The following is a 21,287-nucleotide window of genomic DNA, read 5'->3' on the forward strand; positions in this document are numbered from 1 at the left end:
ACCGCCTATTTATAGTCCATTATATCAATGCAACCATGTATGACCTTACGTTATATCTTGAATGACGGTATTTGCCTAGTCTTCGTTGAATAAAATATGGTCAAATCCGCCTTTTTGGCCGCACACATCTTTGCTTAATTGTTAACGACTCTCAGTCGCTTATCCCTCTTGATAAAACACGCAAAAGTCACAACAAAACTAGGCCGTCTTGGTGAGATAGTGTATCTTATAAGGCTTAATGTAAGTGCGGGTGGTCATCAAACCTATGAGTATGCCATTAGTCATTGGCCTGGTAAGCCTATTGCTGGTATTGATTGTTGGTTACAACATCATTATTCAGTATCGTCAACAACTTGAGAGCAAAAAGCAACAAGAGCTATCGAAGTGCATTGCGATCATAAATTCCAGTGAAGATTTGATCGGCAACGCCCATCATTTACCCTTCAGTAAAGAGTTGTTGATGTGCTTAAATCGCCGTGTTCTCTTTACCCTTGAAAACATGAAAGAGATTGATCCGGCCGATAAGTCGCTGTCCCAGCGCATCAGCAACGTGTCTGAGCAGATCCGCCAATTGCAGGAAAACTATTCCAGCGCCGATGTGGCCAATTTCAAAGTCCCGACCACCGACCAACAAGCTCTAGGCATGTTGCAATTGGTAAAGCGCTTGAAAGCCACCATTCGTAACGAACACAGCAAAGGCCGTATGCCAACGCAGTCTTTCGTGTCGGAAAATGCACGCTTAGAAGGCCTGCAACTACGCATCAACATTGAGAACGTCGTGAAGCGTGCTAACGAAGCCCGCACCAAGCGTCAGCTAGGCACAGCGAAGCAGTTGCTGAAAAAGGGCATTGAGGTCTTGGCGAGCAAAAATGACAACTACGCCAATCAGGCGCGTGAAAAGTTGCAAATCATGCTCAGTGAGATCGACAACAGCCAGAACTCCAGCCACGAACAGTTGCGTCAGCAGATGATCGACAAAGAGCAGGACGAATTAGACGTGCTGTTCCAACCTAAGCGCAAGTGGTAACCAAGCCGTAACGGGTGATCTACCCTGCCATGTATTCTAAGGCCACGCACTGCGTGGCCTTTCTTTTATCTCGCCTTCTCTGTCTCACTTTCACCGCTCCCGCTTATCCCTACCCTATTATTATCGTGATACACCTTCTTTCCTCGGCGCCTCATCCTTCCTTCTCATCGCTTATCGTCAATTTCTCGATACACGCTGACTGATTCCATTTCGGCGATGCGCAGCCACAAGCCCAGCATCAGGATGAAAACGCATAAAACAGGCATAAAAAAACCGCCTTTCGGCGGTTTTTATGATTCAGCGATCAAGCACGACACGGTGATTACTCAGCCTCTTCTGTGCTGTCTTTCTTCGGCTTCTTACGCTTGTCCGTGATTTCCCACTTGTCACCCACGTACAACGCCGTCCAACCTGTTGGCTTGCCGTCTACTTCAGAACGAACATAGTTCTCTTTCGTTTTACGGCTAAAGCGCACAACGGTCGACAAACCGTCTGGGTCGTGGCTTGGTGCTTCCGTCAGGTACAAGAACTTCTCAGACAAACGGTCTTTAAAGCGTACCAACTCTTCCACCAACGGTGCACGGGTTTCGCGTGATTTCGGGAAGCTACTTGCTGCCATAAACAGGCCTGAAGCACCGTCACGTAACACAAAGTAAGCACTCGTATCTTGGGTACATGGCAACTCAGGCAGATGCACAGGATCTTCCTTCGGTGGTGCCACTTCGCCATTCTTCAGGATCTTACGCGTATTCTTACAGCCTTCGTTCGTACAACCCATGTACTTACCGAAACGGCCGTTTTTCAGCTCCATGTCCGAACCACACTTATCACATTCGATAACCGGGCCTTCGTAACCTTTGAGCTTGTATTCACCTTTCTCAACCACAAAACCATCACAGCCCGGGTTGTTACCACACACGTGCAATTTACGTGTTTGGTCAATCAGGTACGCATCCATCGCGGTGCTACATTTCGGACAACGTTTCTTCGCACGCAATGCGGCGGTTTCCACGTCTTCCTCTAGCACGTTCACCACACCGTCTTCGTTACCGAGGTTGATGGTGGTTTTGCAACGCTCTTTCGGCGGCAACGCATAACCAGAACAGCCAAGGAATACGCCCGTCGATGCCGTACGAATACCCATTGGGCGTTCACACGTTGGACACTGGATATCGGTCAATACGATATTGTTCGGCTTCATGCCGCCTTCAGCTTCATCCAGCTCGGCTTTTTCAAGCTCGGCGGTGAAGTCGCTGAAGAACTTATCCAGTACGCCTTTCCAGTTCGCCTCACCTTCTGCGATTTTATCGAGATTACCTTCCATACGGGCAGTAAAGTCGTAATCCATCAGATCCGCAAAGCTTTCATCCAAGCGATCAGATACGATTTCGCCCATCTTCTCAGCGTAGAAACGACGCTGATCCACATGCACGTAACCACGGTCCTGAATGGTCGAAATGATCGACGCATACGTCGATGGACGGCCAATACCGCGTTTTTCCAGCTCTTTCACCAACGCGGCTTCTGTGAAGCGTGCTGGCGGCTTGGTGAAGTGCTGCTTAGGCTCTAGCGCCTCAAGCTGTAGCGTTTCACCGACGTGCACCATTGGCAACGTCGTATCTTCATTCTTGCCAGAAGGACGCTGTACTTTCGTCCAACCAGCGAAGCGTAGCGTACGGCCTTTGGCTTTCAAGGTGAAGTCACCCGCTTGTACCGTGATCGTACTGGAATCGTACTGTGCCGGCACCATCTGACACGCCACAAACTGACGCCAAATCAGGTCATACAGTTTGATTGCATCTTGATCCACGCCTTCCAAGTTTTCCGCTTTCACATCGACACTCGATGGGCGAATAGCTTCGTGCGCTTCTTGTGCGTTGCCTTTACTGCCATACACAATCGGCTGAGCGGGCAAGTACGTATCACCGTATTCATTGGTGATAAATTCACGAGCAGCTTCAACGGCTTCTTTCGACAAGTTGGTCGAGTCCGTACGCATATACGTGATGTAACCTGCTTCATACAAACGCTGGGCTAAGCCCATGGTGCGTTTTACCCCGTAACCTAGACGGGTACTCGCCGCTTGTTGCAGCGTCGAGGTAATGTACGGTGCAGACGGCTTACTGCTGGTCGGGCGATCTTCGCGCTCGGCCACGGTGTAAGCGGCTTTTTCCAACAACGCATGCGCAGCCATGGTATCGGCTTCGTTAACAGGACGGAATGCTTTACCCGCCTGCTGTGCCACCATCAAACGCAGTGCATCGCTGCCTGCGGTCAAAGTGTTGGCATGAATGTCCCAGAATTCTTCTGGATCAAACGCTTTAATCTCGCGCTCACGCTCAACAATCAGCTTAACGGCCACCGACTGTACACGGCCGGCAGACAAGCCACGCGCCACTTTTTTCCACAACAGTGGCGAGACCATAAAGCCCACCACGCGATCAAGGAAACGACGTGCTTGCTGGGCATTCACCCCATCAATATTCAGTTCACCAGGCTGTTCAAACGCCTGCTGAATCGCATTTTTTGTGATTTCGTTAAAGACCACTCGTTTGTAACGCGCATCATCGCCACCGATGATCTCACGAAGGTGCCACGCAATAGCTTCCCCCTCGCGGTCCAAATCGGTTGCGAGATAGACAAAATCAGCATCTTCAGCCAGCTTCTGCAGCTCGCTAACGACCTTTTCTTTGCCCGGCAACACTTCGTACTGCGCTTCCCAATCGTTGTAAGGGTCAACACCCATTTTACCGATCAGCGCCTTACGATCTTTTTCTTGCTTAATCGTCGCTTTTTCTTCCGCGCTCAGGCCTTTGGTCGAGGTCGCAGCGGCTTTCTTGCCTGTACTACGTGCACCGGTCGGCAAATCACGAACGTGACCTACGCTTGACTTAACAATGAAGTCCTTACCCAAGTACTTATTGATAGTCTTCGCCTTGGCTGGGGACTCCACAATAACGAGTGATTTTCCCATAATAATTCTATTACGTCCTCGTGCTCACAAAAAATAAAAAATAAAAACAAACAGTTGCACGCAAGAAACTCAAGGTAGCACGGCAAGCTGGTACACCAAACTGATTACGTAACGCTTCAAAGCGAGGCTCACAACAGGGGTGAGAACACCGGCAAGCTGACACGTTACGTAATGAGATTGGTATTTACATATTGGGCTACAATCCTAGAAGGTCAACTGCTTTTTAACAAATAGAGACTGTTTGGTTGTCCCTTCTCCACTTGTTAATACTTGGTTACAGCAGGCATCTAAACAGAAATAATGGCCATGAAGCAAGCCCTTCCTCAGACTTCCTTATCCCCTTCCCTCTATATAGAGAGCACCGTCACCGCCTTTTCTCGGTCCCAATGGGCGCTAATGATTACCACCTCGTCGGCAATTTGACTATAAAAAACAGCTATTTTTTGCCATTGCTCACAGAATTATGACTTTTCAAGGGGTTAGTGAACTACTCTTTGTACAATTTTTCTCACACCTTTTCGTCAACTCGTGCTCCCTTTGACACAATTGTCTTCCTCTCAGAAGTTACTTACACTATTTGCCACCGGTCCGGGGTTTATCCGGATAACACTATGGACATTGAGACACTCATGAGCAACAAAACAACCATTAGCCCAGACAATCTGCTTTTAATTGCCAATCAACTTATCCAAGACCACGAAAGCTACCTAGATGGCATGCGTGCGACATCGGTTGAAGAACGTGATGGGGTACTGATCTTCAAAGGGGAATACTTCCTCAATGAAGAGGGCCTACCAACAGAAAAAACCACGGCCGTGTTCAATATGTTCAAGTTTTTGGCGCACAAATTGTCACCAGAATTCACGCTAGCATAAACGGTATTGCGGCGGTTGCCCGTCCGCAAAAACACCAGCCCCACCAAAGGCGGGGCTGTGTCTTTTTCTTCCGGCGATAACGCCATGCCACGAGCGTCTACGGCTCACCTCCCTTCATTTACATGAAAGGACGCTGACCACGGCTCACCCACTTCATCAGTAGGTTATCGGCCGCTTCACCCGTTGCACCCGCCAGCTTCTCTGCCAGCTTTTTACGTTGCACGTAGCGTACCTGCAACACATCACGGTCTTTACAGGCTTGGCTGATGAAATCATCACTGGTACCAATCTCGTCCACTAGCCCCAATGACAAGGCTTGCTTACCGAACCAGTGCTCACCGGTCGCCACGGTTTCAAGATCCAAACTTGGACGGTGTTCTGCGATGAAATCTTTAAACAAACCGTGCGTTTCCTCAATCTCAGTTTGGAACTTTTCACGTGCTTTATCGGTATTTTCACCGAACATCGTGAGCGTTCGCTTAAATTCACCCGCCGTCACTTGTTCAAATTCGATGTCGTTTTTCTTCAGCAATTTGTTGAAGTTAGGCAACTGTGCGATCACGCCAATGGAACCCACAATCGCAAACGGGGCAGAGATAATGCTGTCTGCCACACAGGCCATCATATAGCCCCCGCTGGCCGCAACCTTGTCGACCGAAATCGTCAGCTTCACACCCGCCGTTTTCAAACGCGCCAATTGTGACGAGGCCAAGCCGTAACCGTGTACCATGCCGCCGCCCGTTTCCAAACGCAGCAACACTTCATCGCCTTCTATCGCGATGGCCAAAATAGCCGTCACTTCTTCACGCAATGCCGACACTTCACGCGCATCCAAACTGCCGTGGAAGTCTAAAACAAACAAACGCGGCTCACGCGAATGGGATAAATCCCCTTCTTTCGCGGCTTTTTTCACTTCGCTTTGACGCGCTTTGTTCTTCTCTTTATCCGCTTTCTTTTCCGCTTTATCACGCGCTTTAATCAGCGGTTTATCAAACAAGTGGGACTCAAGTTGAGACACCGTATGCTTGTACTGCTCAGTCAAATCCGTCACTTCTAGCTCACCTTTCGATGCACCGTGATGGTCTTTCAATCCTTTCACAATGATCAGAATGGCAGCAATCGCGATCACCACCGTGGCAATCTTGGCTAGGAATAGCCCATAATCAAACAAAAAATCCAATGTTGAGTCCTCATTTTTGGCATCGACCTATTGTAACCACGTTGTCACCTGTATCGCTATGGCAATACAATAGGAAAACAAAAAAACCAATAAGGAAATAAAGCGTGGATTATCAAATCGCTGAAAACTCACTGAAAGAGAGAGTGATTCTTGTCACGGGTGCCGGGGAAGGCATTGGTCGTCAGGCTGCCATCAGCTATGCAGCACATGGGGCCACGGTAATTTTGCTCGGCCGCACCGTCGCCAAACTGGAAGCGATTTATGATGAAATCGATGCCCTTGGCTACCCGCAGCCCGCCATTATTCCGATGGATCTCATGGGCGCCAGCAAGCAGAACTATCAAGACATGATCGACACCATTGAAGGCCAATTTGGTCGCCTTGACGGTGTACTGCACAACGCTGGCGTGTTAGGTGTGTTGAGCCCGTTTGATCAAATGGATGAAGGCGCATTTGATGAAGTCATGCAAATCAACGTGAAAGCCCAGTTTCTGCTCACACAAGCCATTATTCCGTTGATCAAAAAAGCGCAAGATGGCCGCATTATCTTTACCTCATCCACGGTGGGTCATCACGGTCGTGCTTTCTGGGGCGCCTACGCGATGTCTAAATTTGCCACTGAAGGCATGATGCAAGTGGTGGCGGATGAATTAGCCAACACGCCTGTGCGCGTCAATGCAATTAACCCAGGCGGCACACGGACAGGCATGCGTGCCAAAGCCTTCCCAGCCGAAGATGCGACACTGTTGAAGACACCGATAGAGATCATGCCGCTGTACCTTTACCTGATGGGCCCTGAAAGCCGTGACGTGAATGGTCAGTGCATTGATGCGCAACCAAAACGCCCTGCCGGCGAAGCAAAATAAGGCTTCTTTTTTTGTGAACGAATAAACAGATAGATAAACGGATATTCGTAGAGAAAAGACAGACATAAAAAAAGCAGCCCTTAGGCTGCTTTTTCATTATTCTCGACACTTACTTACGTGTACGCGGTTTCGCTGGCTTGTTCTTCAGCGGATTGCGACGATTCACAGCGTTACCTGATGGCTTACGGCGTGCGCCTTCAGCATTGGGTTTACGGCGTGTATCTTCACCCGATGAACGGCGCGTGTCGTCATTCGACGGCTTGCGGCGGGCATCACCGGTTGGCTTACGGCGCGTATCATCATTTGACGGTTTACGACGTGCATCACCGACTGGCTTACGGCGCGTATCGTCATTTGACGGCTTGCGACGTGCATCACCCGCTGGCTTACGACGCGTATCTTCCACTGCAGGTAGACGACGTGCTGGCTTTTGCTCTTGCGCAGCCACATCCGCTTCTGCCGTGCGGCTTGATGAACGACGTGGATCTTGACGACCACGACGGCCACGCGGTTCTTCGCTCAAACGCTCTTCGAAACGGCGTACCGCACGACGGATCTGACGAACACCACGCTTACGCTTTTGACCTTCAACGGTCAACAACGTTTCAGTCTCAGGCGGTAGCTCAACCGTCTCACGCAGGTAGTTCACTTCCTTCAGCTCAAGCTCCATCCATCCACCGCGAGGCAGATCTTTGGTCAGGTAGATGTCACCGTAACGCACACGCTTCAGGCGGCTTACTGTTACACCCTGTGAATCCCACAGACGACGAACTTCACGGTTACGGCCTTCGGTGATCATCACGTAGAACGTGTGATTCATCCCTTCGCCGCCCGCATAAACCACGTCTTCAAAACGGGCCATGCCGTCTTCCAGTTCAACACCGCGAACCAGATTACGTACCATTTCTTCGTTCACTTCACCGAAGACACGTACCATGTACTCACGCTCAACGCGACGACTTGGGTGCATCAAACGGTTTGCTAACTCACCATCGGTGGTGAACAGCAACAAACCGCCGGTGTTCGCATCAAGGCGACCAACAGAGACCCAACGACCATCACTCAGGCGAGGCAAACGGTCAAATACCGTGCGACGACCTTCCGGATCATGGCGAGTACACAGCTCACCTTCAGGTTTGTTATAAGCCATTACACGGCAAACTTCATCTGAAGACGAGATCATCTGAATATTGCGGCCATCAATACGTACATTGACAGACAAATCTTCCAGACGGTCACCCAACTTAGCGACTTTGCCATCGATACTGACGCGACCATGTTGGATCATCAATTCGATTTCACGGCGAGAACCCTGGCCAGAACGGGCCAGAACTTTTTGTAATTTTTCACTCATAAGACAAACCTTTGTCGCCTTCACAGGCGTCGAAATATCATCGCACTTTAAGCCATCTTAAAGCGACGGCGGATTATGCCAAAAGCTGGCTGCAGTTACCACCAAAAACACGGTGAAGCACGATGATATTCCACACCCCGTGTGATAATGGCCACGGATCGTGGATTATTCAAACGGTATAGGATCACCCGCACCAACACGGACAATTTCCATCTCATCATTACTGAAATCGATCACCGTGGTTGGCTGTTCACCTAAATACCCACCATTGATGATCAAGTCCACCGCATGTTCCAATTGATCGCGGATTTCATCAGGATCAGACTCTGTTGTTTCATTGCCCGGCAAGATCAATGAGGTCGACATCATCGGCTCACCCAAGGCTTCCAGCAGCGCCAACGCAATGGCGTTATCCGGCACACGAATACCGATACTTTTACGCTTCGGGTTCATTAAACGACGCGGCACATCTTTGGTGCCTTTAAAGATAAACGTGTACGCGCCCGGCGTGTTGTTACGCAGCAAACGGAACGCCACATTATCGACCCGTGCATACACCGACAGCTCAGATAAGTCGCGGCACAGTAACGTAAAGTTGTGCTTATCGTTTAAACGGCGGATCTGACAGATACGCTCTAAAGCGGATTTATTTTCCAACTGGCAGCCCAGTGCATAGCCGGAATCGGTCGGGTAAACAATCACACCGCCGTCACGAATGATCGCCACGGCCTGATTGATCAAACGCACTTGTGGTGTTTCTGGGTGCATATAAAAATATTGACTCATTCTTCCTCCGTCGGAAGTGGGTGGCCCGTAGGCTGTTCTTCGTCAATGCGCTTCTTCTCGACTGTCCACTCATGCCAGACCTCAGTCACGCCTTTCGGTAACCAGAGATTACGTCCCAGCTCGGTCCATGGTGAAGGATAGTGAAAGTCAGAGCCCTGTGAAGCCAATAACTGAAAATCAATGGCATAGTCACCCAGTACGCGGCGTTCGACCGGTGCTTGCTGTGGCAATGCCACTTCCATCGCGTCCCCATCCGCTTCTTTGAACGCGGCGAGCAAACGCTTAATCCATTTCGCGGTCATATTATAGCGCCCAGGGTGGGCCAATACGGCTTGTCCCCCCGCTTGGTGGATCACGTCCACCGCTTCTGCAATGGCGCACCAATCCGGCGGAACATACCCCGGGTTATTGCGGGTTAAATATTGCTTAAACACGGCCTGCATGTTCTTGGCATAGCCCTGTTCGACGATCCACTGGGCAAAATGGGCACGGGTTAATGTCGCGCCATTGGCGATCGCTTTGGCCCCTGCCAACGCGCCCGGCATACGATTTTTCTCTAACCGCTCACCCATTAATTCGGCACGCGCGGCGCGGCGGGTCGCCTGCGCTTCAATCAATGTGACCAACGCAGGATGTTCGGGATCGATCTGCAAACCGACAATGTGAATATCAAAATTATGCCAAAGTGTCGATATTTCAATCCCTTTGATCAGAGTTATTGGCAAATTTTGTGCTGCAATCGCAGCCTCTGCCGCCGTCAAACCTGCGACGGTGTCATGGTCCGTAATGGCCAGTACATCGACTCGGCGCTCTACGGCGCGAGCCACCAGTTCTTCTGGCGTCAAACGCCCATCCGACGCCGTGGTGTGGGTATGTAAATCAAACAACATAAATTAAATTCTTGACTTTGGTTTTGTGAACTAGTTTACTAGTACGTAATTACTCGGTATCACGATGTATTCACGTTACAGGATATTTACATGTTACAGCAAATTCCTCATTCACTCTGCGCTTTATTTTCTTGGTGGTGGCACCACGCAACGCGGGTTGTGGAGTATGCTGTGCCTCGAGCCAGATAATTCCCGCCCGCACCTTGCGGGCTTTTTTATACCTGAACAACCAGAACGGCGAAAAAATCGTCAGAGAAAACACCAACAATCAGTGAAAAACAGCCAAATTCAGCGCCTGACCCGGCCACGACGGCGAGCGCCAACGACTTAAAAGGAAAACGCCATGATCATCGTCCTCAAGCCCAACGCTACCGAAGCACAAGCCAAAGAAATTTTAACGCGCATTGAAACAGCGGGCCTGAAGCCGCTTTACATGCCGGGTGTCGAACGCATCGTTCTCGGCGCATTAGGCGATGAGCGTGTGCTGGAACAACTTCACCTTGATGCTTACCCGTGTGTCGAAAACGTCAAACCGATCCTGACCAAGTACAAAATGGTCAGCCGCGAAGTACAAGCCCATGACACGGTTGTTCGCTTTGGCAATGCCAGCGTAGGCGGTGACAAGTTCGCCGTGATTGCCGGCCCGTGTTCGGTGGAATCAGAAGCACAACTCCTGTCGGTAGCCGAAGTCGTGAAGCAACACGGTGCCGTGGCCCTGCGTGGCGGCGCTTACAAACCCCGCACCAGCCCGTACGATTTTCAGGGCATGGGCGTAGAAGGGCTAAAACTGCTCAAACTGGCCAGTGAGCAACATGGCATCCCCACGGTGTCGGAAGTGATGGAAGTGAGTCAAATGGAGGACATGTGTGCGTACGTTGACTGCCTCCAAATCGGCGCACGTAACATGCAAAACTACGCCCTGCTTAAAGCCGTCGGCGAAAGCCAAAAACCGGTCTTGCTCAAACGCGGACTTTCAGCCACTATCGAGGAGCTGCTTTTAGCTGCGGAATACATCTATGATGCAGGAAATCCAAACATTATCCTGTGTGAGCGAGGTATCCGCACCTATGAGACAGCCACACGTAACACATTGGATTTAAATGCCGTCGCTTACTTAAAACAACGTACACACCTTCCGGTTGTCGTTGATCCAAGCCACGGTACGGGTGTGCGTGAACTGGTGATCCCGCTATCACGTGCCGCTGCGGCGGTGGGCGCTGATGGCATTATCGTTGAATCACACCTTAACCCGTGTGAGGCATTGTCTGACGGTCACCAAGCATTAACCGGTCCGATGTTTGAGCAGTTGATGCAAGAGCTAAAACCGTTTGTTGAAGCGGCAGGGAGAACGCTGTGAACACTACCCCTTTAGGCACTGGCAAGCTGGAGCTGCTGAGCCTGGATGTCCCTTACGTGGCGGAGCCGACGGAGTTGTACTACTCCGTCTGCGGCAACCGCCCACATAACTTGCTGTTGGAGTCGGCGGAAATCGACTCCAAGCAAGATCTGAAAAGCCTGATGTTGATTGATGCGGCGGTACGCATTGTCTGTCGGGGCAAGCAAGTGCGCTTGGAAGCCTTAACCGATAATGGCCTCAACGTACTGCAAACGCTGGAAAATGAGATCGCAGACGGCATTGCCGTTCAGCGAGAGAAAGCGTGCCTGATTTTACATTTCCCCACCGCCGAACGCGCATTGGATGAAGACAGCCGATTACGTGAGCCTTCGTCATTTGATGCGCTGCGCATGATCCAACACGCATTTGATCTCACCAGTCAGCCTCGCGAAGCGCTGTTCTTAGGCGGCTTATTTGCCTACGACGTGGTCGACAGCTTCGAGCCGTTACCGGCGGTCGCTCAAGACAACCAATGTCCTGACTACCTGTTTTACATTGCCGAAACCTTGTTGGTGATTGATCACCAACGCCGCAAAGGCAAGCTGCAAGCGACCCTGTTTGGTGGCGATCAATACACTGCCAGCTATTTTGAACTCAGTCGCCGCCTGCAACACATCAAAGAAGCCTGTTTAGCACCTAAACCCTTACCGGCCGCGGAATTACTGGCTGAGTGTGAGCCCACCACCAGCATCAGTGATGAAGCGTTTTGCCAACAGGTCGTCGACCTCAAGCAACACGTGATCAAAGGCGATGTGTTCCAAGTGGTGCCGTCACGTCAGTTTACCTTGCCGTGCCCGTCCCCCTTGGTCGCCTACCAAGCGCTGAAGGTTGGTAACCCAAGCCCGTACATGTTTTATCTGCAAGATGCGGATTTCACCGTGTTTGGTGCCTCTCCTGAAAGCGCCTTGAAATACTGCACCGACAGCAACCAAGTCGAAATCTACCCGATCGCCGGTACACGCCCACGCGGTAAAAATGCCGATGGCTCGATTAACTTGGATTTAGATGGCCGCATTGAGCTGGAACTGCGCAGCGACATGAAAGAGAACGCCGAACACATGATGCTGGTGGACTTGGCCCGTAACGATGTGGCGCGGATCAGTGAGCCGGGCACCCGCTATGTGGCCGATTTGCTGCAAGTGGATCGCTACAGCCATGTGATGCACTTGGTGTCACGTGTCGTCGGCCAACTGCGTGGCGATCTGGATGCGCTGCACGCCTACCAAGCCTGCATGAACATGGGCACACTCACCGGTGCACCGAAAATTCGTGCGATGCAATTGATCCGTGATGTGGAACAACGTCGTCGTGGCACCTACGGCGGTGCCGTGGGGTATGTGACCGGTCAAGGTGACATGGACACCTGCATTGTGATCCGCTCAGCCTACGTCGAGAACGGTATCGCCAGTGTGCAAGCCGGTGCCGGTGTCGTCTATGACTCGGTGCCACAAGCCGAAGCCGATGAAACGCGCAGCAAAGCGCAAGCCGTGATCAATGCCATTCGTTCGGCCCACAGTATGCCCGCCATGGGCGCGGCAACAAGCCCCCCCAAACGGTAAAGGACGCCCCATGACGCAACCACATATTGTTTTACTCGATAACTTTGATTCCTTTACCTATAACTTGGTGGATCAGTTTCGCACACTCGGGTGTTCGGTCACGGTGTACCGCAATAGCTTAAGTGCTGCACACGTAGAAGCCGCCATTGACCACGCCATCGCGGACAACGCCAAACCGGTGCTGGTGCTGTCTCCTGGGCCCGGCGCGCCAGCGGAAGCCGGCTGCATGCCGGAATTGATCACTCGCCTGCGCGGCAAAGTGCCGATGATTGGTATTTGCCTCGGCCATCAAGCCATTGTGGAAGCCTACGGCGGTACCGTGTCGGGTGCCGGTGACATTGTGCACGGCAAATCGGCCATGATGCGCCACAACCACCATCCGGTGTTTGGCGATCTCGCCAGTCCGTTGTCGATTGCCCGTTACCACTCGCTGATCGCGCAAGATGTGCCAAGCGATCTACGTGTGATTGCCGATGTCGATGGCCTGGTAATGGCAGTGACACACGACCACGATCGTGTGTGTGGCTACCAGTTCCACCCTGAATCGATTCTCACGACCCAAGGAGCCCAGCTGCTGACCAACACGCTGGCATGGGTCATGTCGTCCTCCCAATAATCGTATGACGGTATTCACGACGACACTTTAACAAGGATAAGAATTATGGATGCGACCATCTCAACGCTCATCAACAAGCTGTATGACCAGCAAGCACTGAGCCAAGACGAAAGCCAGACGCTGTTTGATGCCATCATCAAAGGCGATATCGATCCCATTGCGCTGGCGGCCATTTTGACGGCCCTGAAAATTAAAGGCGAAACCCCCGCGGAAATCGCCGGTGCCGCGAAAGCCCTGCTGGCCAACGCCAACCCGTTTCCTCGCCCTGACTATGACTTTGCCGATATCGTCGGCACAGGCGGTGACGGCGCGAACACCATCAACATTTCGACCACGGCCGCGTTTGTGGCGGCCGCCTGCGGGGTGAAAGTCGCCAAGCACGGCAACCGTGGCGTATCAAGCAAATCAGGCTCGTCGGATCTGCTCGATAAATTCGGGATTGATTTGGCAATGGCACCGGAAACCGCGCGCGAAGCATTAGACGAACTGGGTGTTTGCTTCTTATTTGCACCGGAGTACCACGGTGGTGTTCGCCACGCGATGCCCGTGAGACAAACCCTGAAAACCCGCACCATCTTTAACGTGCTGGGCCCTTTGATCAACCCTGCCCGCCCGAATATCGAACTGATGGGCGTCTACGACAATGCTTTGGTCCGCCCAATTGCGGAAACCATGGCAGCCATGGGCATGAAGCGCGCGGCCGTCGTACACGGCAGCGGCTTGGATGAAGTCGCCATTCACGGTGAAACCACCGTCGCAGAAATCATTGATGGAGAAATCAAAGAATACACCCTAACGCCGGCGGATTTTGGGCTAGAGAGCCACCCGTTGGAAGCCATTAAAGGCGGTGAGCCGGAAGAAAACCGCGCCATCATCACCAACATCCTCACCGGCAAAGGCACCGACGCGCAAATGGGCGCCGTCGCCGTCAACGTGGCCTTGCTGCTGCGCTTGTTCGGACAAGAGGATCTGAAAGCCAACACCCAGCAAGCCCTTGCCGTGATGCAATCCGGCAAGGCGTATGCGCTGGTCAGCCAACTTGCTGCACGAGGTCAATAATGGAAACCGTATTAGCCAAAATCGTCGCCGATAAACGCCTGTGGGTTGACGCGCGTAAACAGCAACAACCACTGGACAGCTTCATCGATACGCTAACCCCTAGCGATCGTTCCTTTTACGATGCCCTGTCCAGCGACAATGCCGTGTTCATTCTGGAGTGCAAAAAAGCCTCCCCGTCCAAAGGGCTGATCCGTCAGGACTTCAACTTAGATGCCATCGCCGCCGTCTATAACGGTTACGCCAATGCCATTTCCGTGCTGACCGACGAGAAGTATTTTCAGGGTAACTTTGACTTTCTCCCCGTGGTACGCCGTCAGGTGACCCAGCCGGTATTGTGCAAAGATTTCATGATTGACCCGTATCAGGTCTATCTGGCTCGCCATTATCAGGCCGATGCCATCCTGTTGATGCTGTCTGTCTTGGATGATGACACATACCGCGAATTGGCCGCGTTGGCAGACAGCTTACAGCTGGGCGTACTGACCGAAGTGAGTAACGAAGAGGAACTGACACGTGCTATCGCCCTGAACGCCAAAGTGGTTGGCATCAACAACCGTAATCTGCGTGATCTCAGCATCGATCTCAACCGTACCAAGCAGCTGGCACCAAAACTGCCGGAAGGCACCATTGTGATTTCTGAATCCGGCATTTACACCCACCAGCAGGTGCGTGATTTAGCCGCTTACGCCAATGGCTTTTTGATTGGCAGCTCACTGATGGCCGAAGACAACATTGAGCGCGCGGTTCGCCGTGTACTGCTCGGCGACAACAAGGTGTGTGGCCTGACCCATGCCGATGATGCAGCCGCCGCCTATCAAAGCGGGGCGGTTTACGGCGGGCTGATCTTTGTGTCTGGCTCACCGCGTCAGGTTGATATCGAGCAAGCCCGTATGATCATGAGCGGTGCACCTCTGCAATACGTCGGTGTGTTCCGCAATGCCGATCCGGATGCCATCATCAAAGCCGCGCACGCCCTGTCACTGTCCGCCATTCAGTTACATGGTGACGAAACCCCGGACTACGTGCAGGGACTGAAAGCACAACTGCCTGTCGAATGTGAGATTTGGAAAGCCCACGGGGTCAGCGACACCGTGCCAGAACTGGCGCAATGGGATGTGGATCGTCACCTGTTAGATACCCAAGTGGGTCAACAGTCTGGCGGCACCGGTATTGCCTTTGACTGGCAACTGATCCCCGCAGCAGATCGCCAACGTATCATGCTGGCGGGTGGTTTGACACCCGACAACGTCATGGACGCCGCTCACATCGGCTGTAAAGGGTTAGATTTGAATTCTGGTGTCGAAAGTGCGCCGGGCAAAAAAGATTCATCAAAATTGAAAGCGGCATTTGCGGCTATCAGAAAGTATTAAGGACTAAACAGACTATGAGCAAAATTAACGCTTACTTTGGTGAATTTGGCGGACAGTACGTCCCGCAAATTCTCGTGCCAGCACTGGATCAGCTTGAGGCCGCTTTCGTTGATGCCCAGCAAGACCCAGCCTTCCAGCAAGAATTTATGACGCTGCTCAAAGAGTATGCCGGTCGCCCAACTGCCCTGACCCTGTGTCAAAACCTGACCAAAGGCACGAAAACCAAACTGTACCTCAAGCGTGAAGATCTGTTGCACGGCGGCGCACACAAAACCAATCAGGTTCTGGGTCAGGCCTTACTGGCCAAACGCATGGGCAAGCATGAAATCATCGCAGAAACTGGCGCGGGTCAACACGGTGTTGCGACCGCATTGGCCTGTGCATTACTGGGCCTGAAATGCCGCGTATACATGGGCGCGAAAGACGTTGAACGTCAAAGCCCGAATGTGTTCCGTATGAAACTGATGGGCGCAGAAGTTATCCCTGTGCATTCGGGTTCTGCCACGTTGAAAGATGCCTGTAATGAAGCCATGCGTGACTGGTCTGCCACGTATGACACTGCCCATTACCTGCTCGGCACCGCCGCGGGGCCACACCCGTTCCCGACCATTGTGCGTGAATTCCAGCACATTATCGGTGAAGAAACCAAAGCGCAGATCCTCGAAAAAGAAGGTCGACTACCCGATGCAGTGATCGCCTGTGTCGGAGGAGGCTCAAATGCCATTGGTATGTTTGCCGACTTCATTGAAGAAAAATCCGTCGGTTTGATTGGGGTTGAACCGGCCGGTAAAGGACTGGATACCGACATGCACGGCGCGCCACTGAAGCACGGCAAACTGGGTATTTTCTTCGGCATGAAAGCCCCATTGATGCAAGACCAGCACGGGCAAGTGGAAGAGTCGTATTCCATCTCTGCCGGTCTCGACTTCCCGTCAGTGGGCCCACAGCACGCTCATTTGAATGCCATCGGTCGCGCCACCTATGAAGCGGTCACGGATGATGAAGCCCTGGATGCTTTCCAATCCTTAGCCCGTAACGAAGGGATTATTCCAGCCTTAGAGTCGGCACACGCACTGGCCCATGCACTGAAAATGATCCAAGCCAACCCTGACAAAGAACAGCTCTTAGTCGTGAACCTTTCCGGTCGTGGCGACAAAGATATCTTCACTGTTCATGACATCCTAGAAGCAAAAGGAGCGCTGTAATGGATCGTTATCAAGCACAATTTGCCCGTTTAGCCGCCAACAACGAAGGTGCATTTGTGCCGTTTGTTACCATCGGCGATCCCAACCCTGAGCTCTCCCTCACGATCATTGAAACTCTGGTCGATGCCGGTGCCGATGCACTGGAGCTCGGGATCCCCTTCTCCGACCCATTAGCCGATGGCCCGACCATTCAGAGCGCGAGTATCCGTGCCTTAACATCCGGCACAACGCCCACCATCTGTTTTGATCTGATTGCAAAAGTACGAGCCAAATACCCGGACACCCCCATTGGCCTATTAATGTATGCCAATTTGGTGTTTGCTAACGGTGTGGATGCGTTCTATCAGCAGTGTGCCGCCGCTGGGGTCGATTCCGTGCTGGTCGCTGACGTGCCCGTGAAAGAGTCAGCTGAATTTCGTGTTGCCGCTGAAAAGCACGGTATTCACCCTATCTTCATTGCGCCACCCAATGCCGATGAAGCCACCTTGAAAACCGTCGCACAGTACGGCGGTGGTTATACTTACTTGCTTTCACGCGCAGGGGTCACAGGTACTGAAACCAAAGCCGGTATGCCGATCGGCCCACTGCTTGAAAGCTTAAAAGCCCATCAAGCCCCCCCTGCATTGCTGGGCTTTGGGATTGCCGAACCGGCGCAGGTAAAAGAAGCCATTGAAGCCGGTGCTGCAGGGGCGATTTCTGGCTCTGCGGTCGTCAAAGTGATTGAAAATAATCTGAATGATGAAGCCGCACTGTTAGCCAACATGCGCACCTTTATCAGCGAGATGAAAGCCGCCACGCGCTAACCACTTACTGACCTCCAACATCACGATATGAAAAAGGGCCACTGTGCCCTTTTCCTTTTTTCTTTTCCTCTCCCTGCTCTCGCACCTCGCACCTCGCACCTCGCACCTCGCACCTCAGCCTGCATGCTGTCACATAAATCCACATCACAAAAATGTGAGTGAATTGTCACTCAACCGATACACACTTGATAAATACTTCAATTAACCATTGAATCTGCGTAGACTTGCGGGTAAAACAAAAAGGCAACATATTGGGTTGATCATTCACATAATTACAAAATAAAAACCCAATAACACTTCAACGAGCAACAAGCACAACTGAGGTACACACCGTGTTAAAAGAAAAAGGCGTATTCGGTAATATTGGTGTGCAGGTCATTATTGCCATGTGTATCGGCACCGTGGTCGGCGTACTCATGGGCCATGACGCCAGTATTTTCGCCCCACTCGGCAGCATTTTCATTCATTTGATCAAAATGTTAGTGATACCATTGATCGCTGTCGCCATCATTTCAGGGGCTGCCGGTCTGGGCAGCAGTCACTCTGCGGGGAAAGTCGGGGTCGCCACCTTAGGCTTTTTTGGCCTCACCTCAGCAGTCGCGGTCGGGCTGGCCTTGTTCATGGGGGAAGTGTTTGAACCAGGGGTCGGCGTAGATGTGAAAGGTGTCGAAGGGCTATTTTCCAATGCCTATGCGGATAAAGGCGATCTGCCCACGTTTTGGGCGACGCTGGAAGGCATGATCCCCACGAATATCTTTCAGTCACTCACCGAAGCCAATATCCTCCAAATTCTTGTTTTCTGCCTGTTCCTTGGCATTGCGCTCTCCAAACTGGAAAAAGAACGCCGTGATCCGTTACTCAACGGGATCAATGCCATCGTCGATGCCATGGTTTGGATGATCAATGTGGTGATGAAAGTCGCACCGTTGGGGGTCTTTGGTTTGATGGCCGATGCGGTCGGCACCTTTGGGTTCAAAGCCCTTGAAGTGGTCTTAAAGCTGTTTGTGGTGTACGTGATCGCTATTCTTGTTTACGGGTTCCTGTTCTACCCGGCTCTGGTCAAACTCTTCAGTAACACCTCACCGCGTGCGTTCATCTCTGCGATGAAAAAGCCACAAGCCGTGGCGCTCTCGACAGCCTCCTCCATGGCCACGCTGCCCGTTACGATGGAAGTGTGTGAAGAAGAACTCGGCGTAAAAAATGCCACTGCCGCTTTTGTTCTGCCGCTAGGGGCGACCATCAACATGAGTGGTAATGCCATTTACTACGGCTTGGTTGCCGTGTTTTTCGCGCAACTGTTCCACGTCGATTTAGATATGACCGCTTATATTGCCATCATCTTGACCGCAACATTAGGGGCTATCGGGCAAGCCGGCGTGCCGGGACCGTCCTTCTTGGTGGTCGCCGTGCTGTTAGCGGCAGGGATCCCCATTGAAGGCCTGCCACTGCTGTTCGCGCTCGATCGTATCTTTGACATGATTCGCACCGCATTGAACATTACGGGCGATGCGGCCTGTGCCGTGATCATTGATAGCATCAACACCCGTCAAGAAACGTCACAGAAATAAGCACATCACCTACGGGTTTTTTCTCTCTCTTTGCCTATCACGCCCGTCTGACGGGCGTGCTTTTACAGGCATAGCTTGCACATGCCTTGGCGAATAGGCAGCGTTACACCAGTTGTTCCAATCCGCCCAACGAGAAACCCAGTACCATCACGGCAGCAATAATGAACGCCATCTGCACCGCCATCGAAACCCCTGCCAGTACAAACCCGACGATCGCATTGACACCAAAAACAAAGGTATAAACCGCCCCTGTAACGAAAAAGGAAACGACCGCAGCGATCACGCCCGCCCCTGAAAACACAATCAGTACCGCGCTCACTACGGCCGATAATATCGTCGCCAACACACACAAGCCTGCGCCTGGGCTGTCGACATCCAGCAACTTCGCCGCCAGCTTAATCGATAACACGGTAAAAAACATAAACACGAATATCGCGAGAACGACATCCATACGCCACCTCATCATCCATAATAACGTCAGGCATTAGTAGAACAAAAAACACACAAACACTCATGCATTAAAGGACTGAATGTTCTCAATCGTGGAGGTATCCTGATGATATTGTGTACTAACATGCAACGATGATACGTCACCATGTTCTCTGCATCCCAGCATTGACACTGGGTAAAACGTGATTGGCATCACATAATAACCCTGTATGATGGCACTCTTTTTTCACCCAAGAGGTTGTTACAATGAAACAACTCATTGACTTCATCCCCCTCATTATTTTCTTCGTATTGTATAAAACCCATGACATTTTCGTCGCCACTGGCGCCTTAATTGCTGCCACGATGGTGCAAGTGATGGTGACAGGATTTTTGTATAAGAAAGTCGAGAAGATGCAGCTGGTTACCCTCGTTATGGTCACCGTGTTCGGCGGACTGACGCTCTATTTGCATGACGACAATTTCATTAAATGGAAAGTCACCATCATTTATGCACTGTTTGCGATGGGGTTATTGGTCAGTCAATACCTGGGTAAGCCGTTGATCAAAGGCATGTTAAACCATGAGATCCAACTGCCAGAACACGTTTGGCAGCGCATAAATACCGCTTGGGCGCTGTTTTTCATTGTATGTGCATGCGTGAATGTCTATATTGCTTTTCGCCTGCCACTCGATGTCTGGGTAAACTTCAAAGTCTTTGGCTTATTAGGTCTGACCTTGGTGTTCACCCTTGCCACTGGCGGCTATATCTACCACCATTTGCCTAAAGAATCCGATTCAGAATAAGACAGAGTCGTCCCATGACTGCAGAAAATACTATCCCGCGTGGGCAACTATTGCTACGTACCCTTGCTATGCCAGCCGATACCAACGCCAATGGTGATATTTTTGGTGGGTGGATCATGTCCCAACTCGATTTAGCCGGTGCGATTTTGGCTAAAGAAATTTCTGGCGGCCGTGTCGTTACCGTTTCCGTCGACAGCATCGCATTCAAAGCGCCTGTCAAAGTGGGTGATGTCGTGTGCTGTTACGGTGAATGCAACCGCATTGGCAACACCTCAATGAGTGTGGCCTTGGAAGTGTGGGTAAAACCTGTTGCCATCGACGGTGTGGGTGACCGTTACCGAGTCTGTGAAGCAACCTTCAACTATGTTGCAATCGACAGCAATGGTCGTCCCCGTCCGGTTAAAAAAGACTAACAAATACAGGCCAAACGCCCTAACCGCTAGTTAGGGCGTTTTTTTTGAATTAGTATGTAACCCTTCTCATCCCTTATTGATTTTGCATTCGCAGCGCCCTTCTCTTGATC

19 protein-coding genes are annotated in these 21,287 nt (G+C 51.5%); 13 read left to right on the top strand and 6 right to left on the bottom strand.

Annotated elements, in window-relative coordinates:
• The first annotated feature begins 265 nt into the window (after positions 1-265).
• Complete coding sequence (locus L4C36_RS07075) at positions 266-1,027, top strand: DNA repair protein (protein ID WP_428477095.1); 762 nt, start codon at positions 266-268, stop codon at positions 1,025-1,027.
• A 322-nt stretch (positions 1,028-1,349) separates the two neighbouring features.
• Here the strand turns inward: L4C36_RS07075 and topA are convergent, their stop codons facing one another.
• Positions 1,350-4,001: a type I DNA topoisomerase gene (topA, locus tag L4C36_RS07080; protein ID WP_428477096.1), complete on the bottom strand. Its 2,652-nt coding sequence runs from the start codon at positions 3,999-4,001 to the stop codon at positions 1,350-1,352.
• 629 nt (positions 4,002-4,630) lie between these two features.
• On the opposite strand from topA, the gene L4C36_RS07085 reads away from it, so the two are divergent.
• Entirely contained in the window at positions 4,631-4,876 is a 246-nt protein-coding gene (locus L4C36_RS07085) for a YciN family protein (protein WP_428477097.1), read from the top strand.
• Between the two features lie 118 nt (positions 4,877-4,994).
• Here the strand turns inward: L4C36_RS07085 and sohB are convergent, their stop codons facing one another.
• A complete protein-coding gene (gene sohB, locus L4C36_RS07090; protein WP_428477098.1) occupies positions 4,995-6,056 on the bottom strand; it encodes a protease SohB in 1,062 nt (353 codons plus the stop codon).
• Positions 6,057-6,160: 104 nt separating this feature from the next.
• On the opposite strand from sohB, the gene L4C36_RS07095 reads away from it, so the two are divergent.
• On the top strand, positions 6,161-6,922 hold the full coding sequence (locus L4C36_RS07095) for a YciK family oxidoreductase (RefSeq protein WP_428477099.1): 762 nt from the start codon (positions 6,161-6,163) through the stop codon (positions 6,920-6,922).
• A 109-nt stretch (positions 6,923-7,031) separates the two neighbouring features.
• Here L4C36_RS07095 and rluB read toward each other — a convergent pair whose 3' ends face one another.
• From rluB to rnm, 3 genes are all read right to left on the bottom strand, one after another.
• Positions 7,032-8,276, bottom strand: coding sequence for a 23S rRNA pseudouridine(2605) synthase RluB (gene rluB, locus L4C36_RS07100; protein ID WP_428477100.1), 1,245 nt, complete (start codon positions 8,274-8,276; stop codon positions 7,032-7,034).
• Positions 8,277-8,441: 165 nt separating this feature from the next.
• A complete protein-coding gene (locus L4C36_RS07105; protein WP_428477101.1) occupies positions 8,442-9,062 on the bottom strand; it encodes an L-threonylcarbamoyladenylate synthase in 621 nt (206 codons plus the stop codon).
• A complete protein-coding gene (gene rnm / locus L4C36_RS07110) occupies positions 9,059-9,952 on the bottom strand; it encodes an RNase RNM (protein WP_428477102.1) in 894 nt (297 codons plus the stop codon). The genes L4C36_RS07105 and rnm overlap by 4 nt, the downstream gene beginning before the upstream one ends.
• A 343-nt stretch (positions 9,953-10,295) precedes the next feature.
• On the opposite strand from rnm, the gene L4C36_RS07115 reads away from it, so the two are divergent.
• The 8 genes from L4C36_RS07115 to L4C36_RS07150 all read left to right on the top strand — a co-directional run bounded on the left by L4C36_RS07115 (position 10,296) and on the right by L4C36_RS07150 (position 19,528).
• Positions 10,296-11,309 (top strand): 3-deoxy-7-phosphoheptulonate synthase, encoded by a 1,014-nt coding sequence (locus L4C36_RS07115; protein WP_428477103.1) that lies wholly within the window; start codon positions 10,296-10,298, stop codon positions 11,307-11,309.
• Complete coding sequence (locus L4C36_RS07120; protein ID WP_428477104.1) at positions 11,306-12,907, top strand: anthranilate synthase component 1; 1,602 nt, start codon at positions 11,306-11,308, stop codon at positions 12,905-12,907. The genes L4C36_RS07115 and L4C36_RS07120 overlap by 4 nt, the downstream gene beginning before the upstream one ends.
• Positions 12,908-12,917: 10 nt before the next feature.
• The gene (locus tag L4C36_RS07125) at positions 12,918-13,523 is read left to right on the top strand and encodes an aminodeoxychorismate/anthranilate synthase component II (RefSeq protein ID WP_428477105.1); all 606 of its coding nucleotides are present in this window, start codon (positions 12,918-12,920) and stop codon (positions 13,521-13,523) included.
• A gap of 45 nt (positions 13,524-13,568) precedes the next feature.
• Entirely contained in the window at positions 13,569-14,582 is a 1,014-nt protein-coding gene (trpD, locus tag L4C36_RS07130; protein WP_428477106.1) for an anthranilate phosphoribosyltransferase, read from the top strand.
• Positions 14,582-15,952: a bifunctional indole-3-glycerol-phosphate synthase TrpC/phosphoribosylanthranilate isomerase TrpF gene (gene trpCF / locus L4C36_RS07135; protein WP_428477107.1), complete on the top strand. Its 1,371-nt coding sequence runs from the start codon at positions 14,582-14,584 to the stop codon at positions 15,950-15,952. The genes trpD and trpCF overlap by 1 nt, the downstream gene beginning before the upstream one ends.
• A gap of 14 nt (positions 15,953-15,966) precedes the next feature.
• A complete protein-coding gene (gene trpB, locus L4C36_RS07140; RefSeq protein ID WP_428477108.1) occupies positions 15,967-17,157 on the top strand; it encodes a tryptophan synthase subunit beta in 1,191 nt (396 codons plus the stop codon).
• Positions 17,157-17,960 carry a tryptophan synthase subunit alpha gene (trpA, locus tag L4C36_RS07145; RefSeq protein ID WP_428477109.1) on the top strand — a complete coding sequence of 268 codons (804 nt, stop codon included), beginning with the start codon at positions 17,157-17,159 and terminating at the stop codon, positions 17,958-17,960. Before trpB ends, trpA begins: the two co-directional genes overlap by 1 nt.
• 332 nt (positions 17,961-18,292) lie before the next feature.
• A complete protein-coding gene (locus L4C36_RS07150; protein WP_428477110.1) occupies positions 18,293-19,528 on the top strand; it encodes a dicarboxylate/amino acid:cation symporter in 1,236 nt (411 codons plus the stop codon).
• A 103-nt stretch (positions 19,529-19,631) separates the two neighbouring features.
• Here L4C36_RS07150 and L4C36_RS07155 read toward each other — a convergent pair whose 3' ends face one another.
• Positions 19,632-19,979 (bottom strand): hypothetical protein, encoded by a 348-nt coding sequence (locus L4C36_RS07155; protein WP_428477111.1) that lies wholly within the window; start codon positions 19,977-19,979, stop codon positions 19,632-19,634.
• 245 nt (positions 19,980-20,224) lie between these two features.
• On the opposite strand from L4C36_RS07155, the gene L4C36_RS07160 reads away from it, so the two are divergent.
• Both L4C36_RS07160 and yciA read left to right on the top strand, forming a co-directional pair.
• Positions 20,225-20,764, top strand: a complete 540-nt coding sequence (locus L4C36_RS07160; protein ID WP_428477112.1) for a septation protein A — start codon at positions 20,225-20,227, stop codon at positions 20,762-20,764.
• Between the two features lie 14 nt (positions 20,765-20,778).
• On the top strand, positions 20,779-21,177 hold the full coding sequence (gene yciA / locus L4C36_RS07165; RefSeq protein WP_428477113.1) for an acyl-CoA thioester hydrolase YciA: 399 nt from the start codon (positions 20,779-20,781) through the stop codon (positions 21,175-21,177).
• The last annotated feature ends 110 nt before the right edge of the window (positions 21,178-21,287 follow it).

The sequence above is a fragment of the Photobacterium japonica genome (assembly GCF_050337005.1).
In the GTDB taxonomy this organism is placed as follows: Bacteria; Pseudomonadota; Gammaproteobacteria; order Enterobacterales; family Vibrionaceae; genus Photobacterium; species Photobacterium japonica.

Bases quoted from the DNA above. Each gene is read 5' to 3' on its own strand.
- rluB (WP_428477100.1), bottom strand. From the start codon at position 8,276: ATGAGTGAAAAATTACAAAAAGTTCTGGCCCGTTCTGGCCAGGGTTCT.
- L4C36_RS07115 (WP_428477103.1), top strand. From the start codon at position 10,296: ATGATCATCGTCCTCAAGCCCAACGCTACCGAAGCACAAGCCAAAGAA.
- L4C36_RS07085 (WP_428477097.1), top strand. From the start codon at position 4,631: ATGAGCAACAAAACAACCATTAGCCCAGACAATCTGCTTTTAATTGCC.
- topA (WP_428477096.1), bottom strand. From the start codon at position 4,001: ATGGGAAAATCACTCGTTATTGTGGAGTCCCCAGCCAAGGCGAAGACT.
- trpD (WP_428477106.1), top strand. From the start codon at position 13,569: ATGGATGCGACCATCTCAACGCTCATCAACAAGCTGTATGACCAGCAA.
- L4C36_RS07075 (WP_428477095.1), top strand. From the start codon at position 266: ATGAGTATGCCATTAGTCATTGGCCTGGTAAGCCTATTGCTGGTATTG.
- L4C36_RS07105 (WP_428477101.1), bottom strand. From the start codon at position 9,062: ATGAGTCAATATTTTTATATGCACCCAGAAACACCACAAGTGCGTTTG.
- trpCF (WP_428477107.1), top strand. From the start codon at position 14,582: ATGGAAACCGTATTAGCCAAAATCGTCGCCGATAAACGCCTGTGGGTT.
- L4C36_RS07125 (WP_428477105.1), top strand. From the start codon at position 12,918: ATGACGCAACCACATATTGTTTTACTCGATAACTTTGATTCCTTTACC.
- trpA (WP_428477109.1), top strand. From the start codon at position 17,157: ATGGATCGTTATCAAGCACAATTTGCCCGTTTAGCCGCCAACAACGAA.
- yciA (WP_428477113.1), top strand. From the start codon at position 20,779: ATGACTGCAGAAAATACTATCCCGCGTGGGCAACTATTGCTACGTACC.
- rnm (WP_428477102.1), bottom strand. From the start codon at position 9,952: ATGTTGTTTGATTTACATACCCACACCACGGCGTCGGATGGGCGTTTG.
- L4C36_RS07160 (WP_428477112.1), top strand. From the start codon at position 20,225: ATGAAACAACTCATTGACTTCATCCCCCTCATTATTTTCTTCGTATTG.
- trpB (WP_428477108.1), top strand. From the start codon at position 15,967: ATGAGCAAAATTAACGCTTACTTTGGTGAATTTGGCGGACAGTACGTC.
- L4C36_RS07155 (WP_428477111.1), bottom strand. From the start codon at position 19,979: ATGGATGTCGTTCTCGCGATATTCGTGTTTATGTTTTTTACCGTGTTA.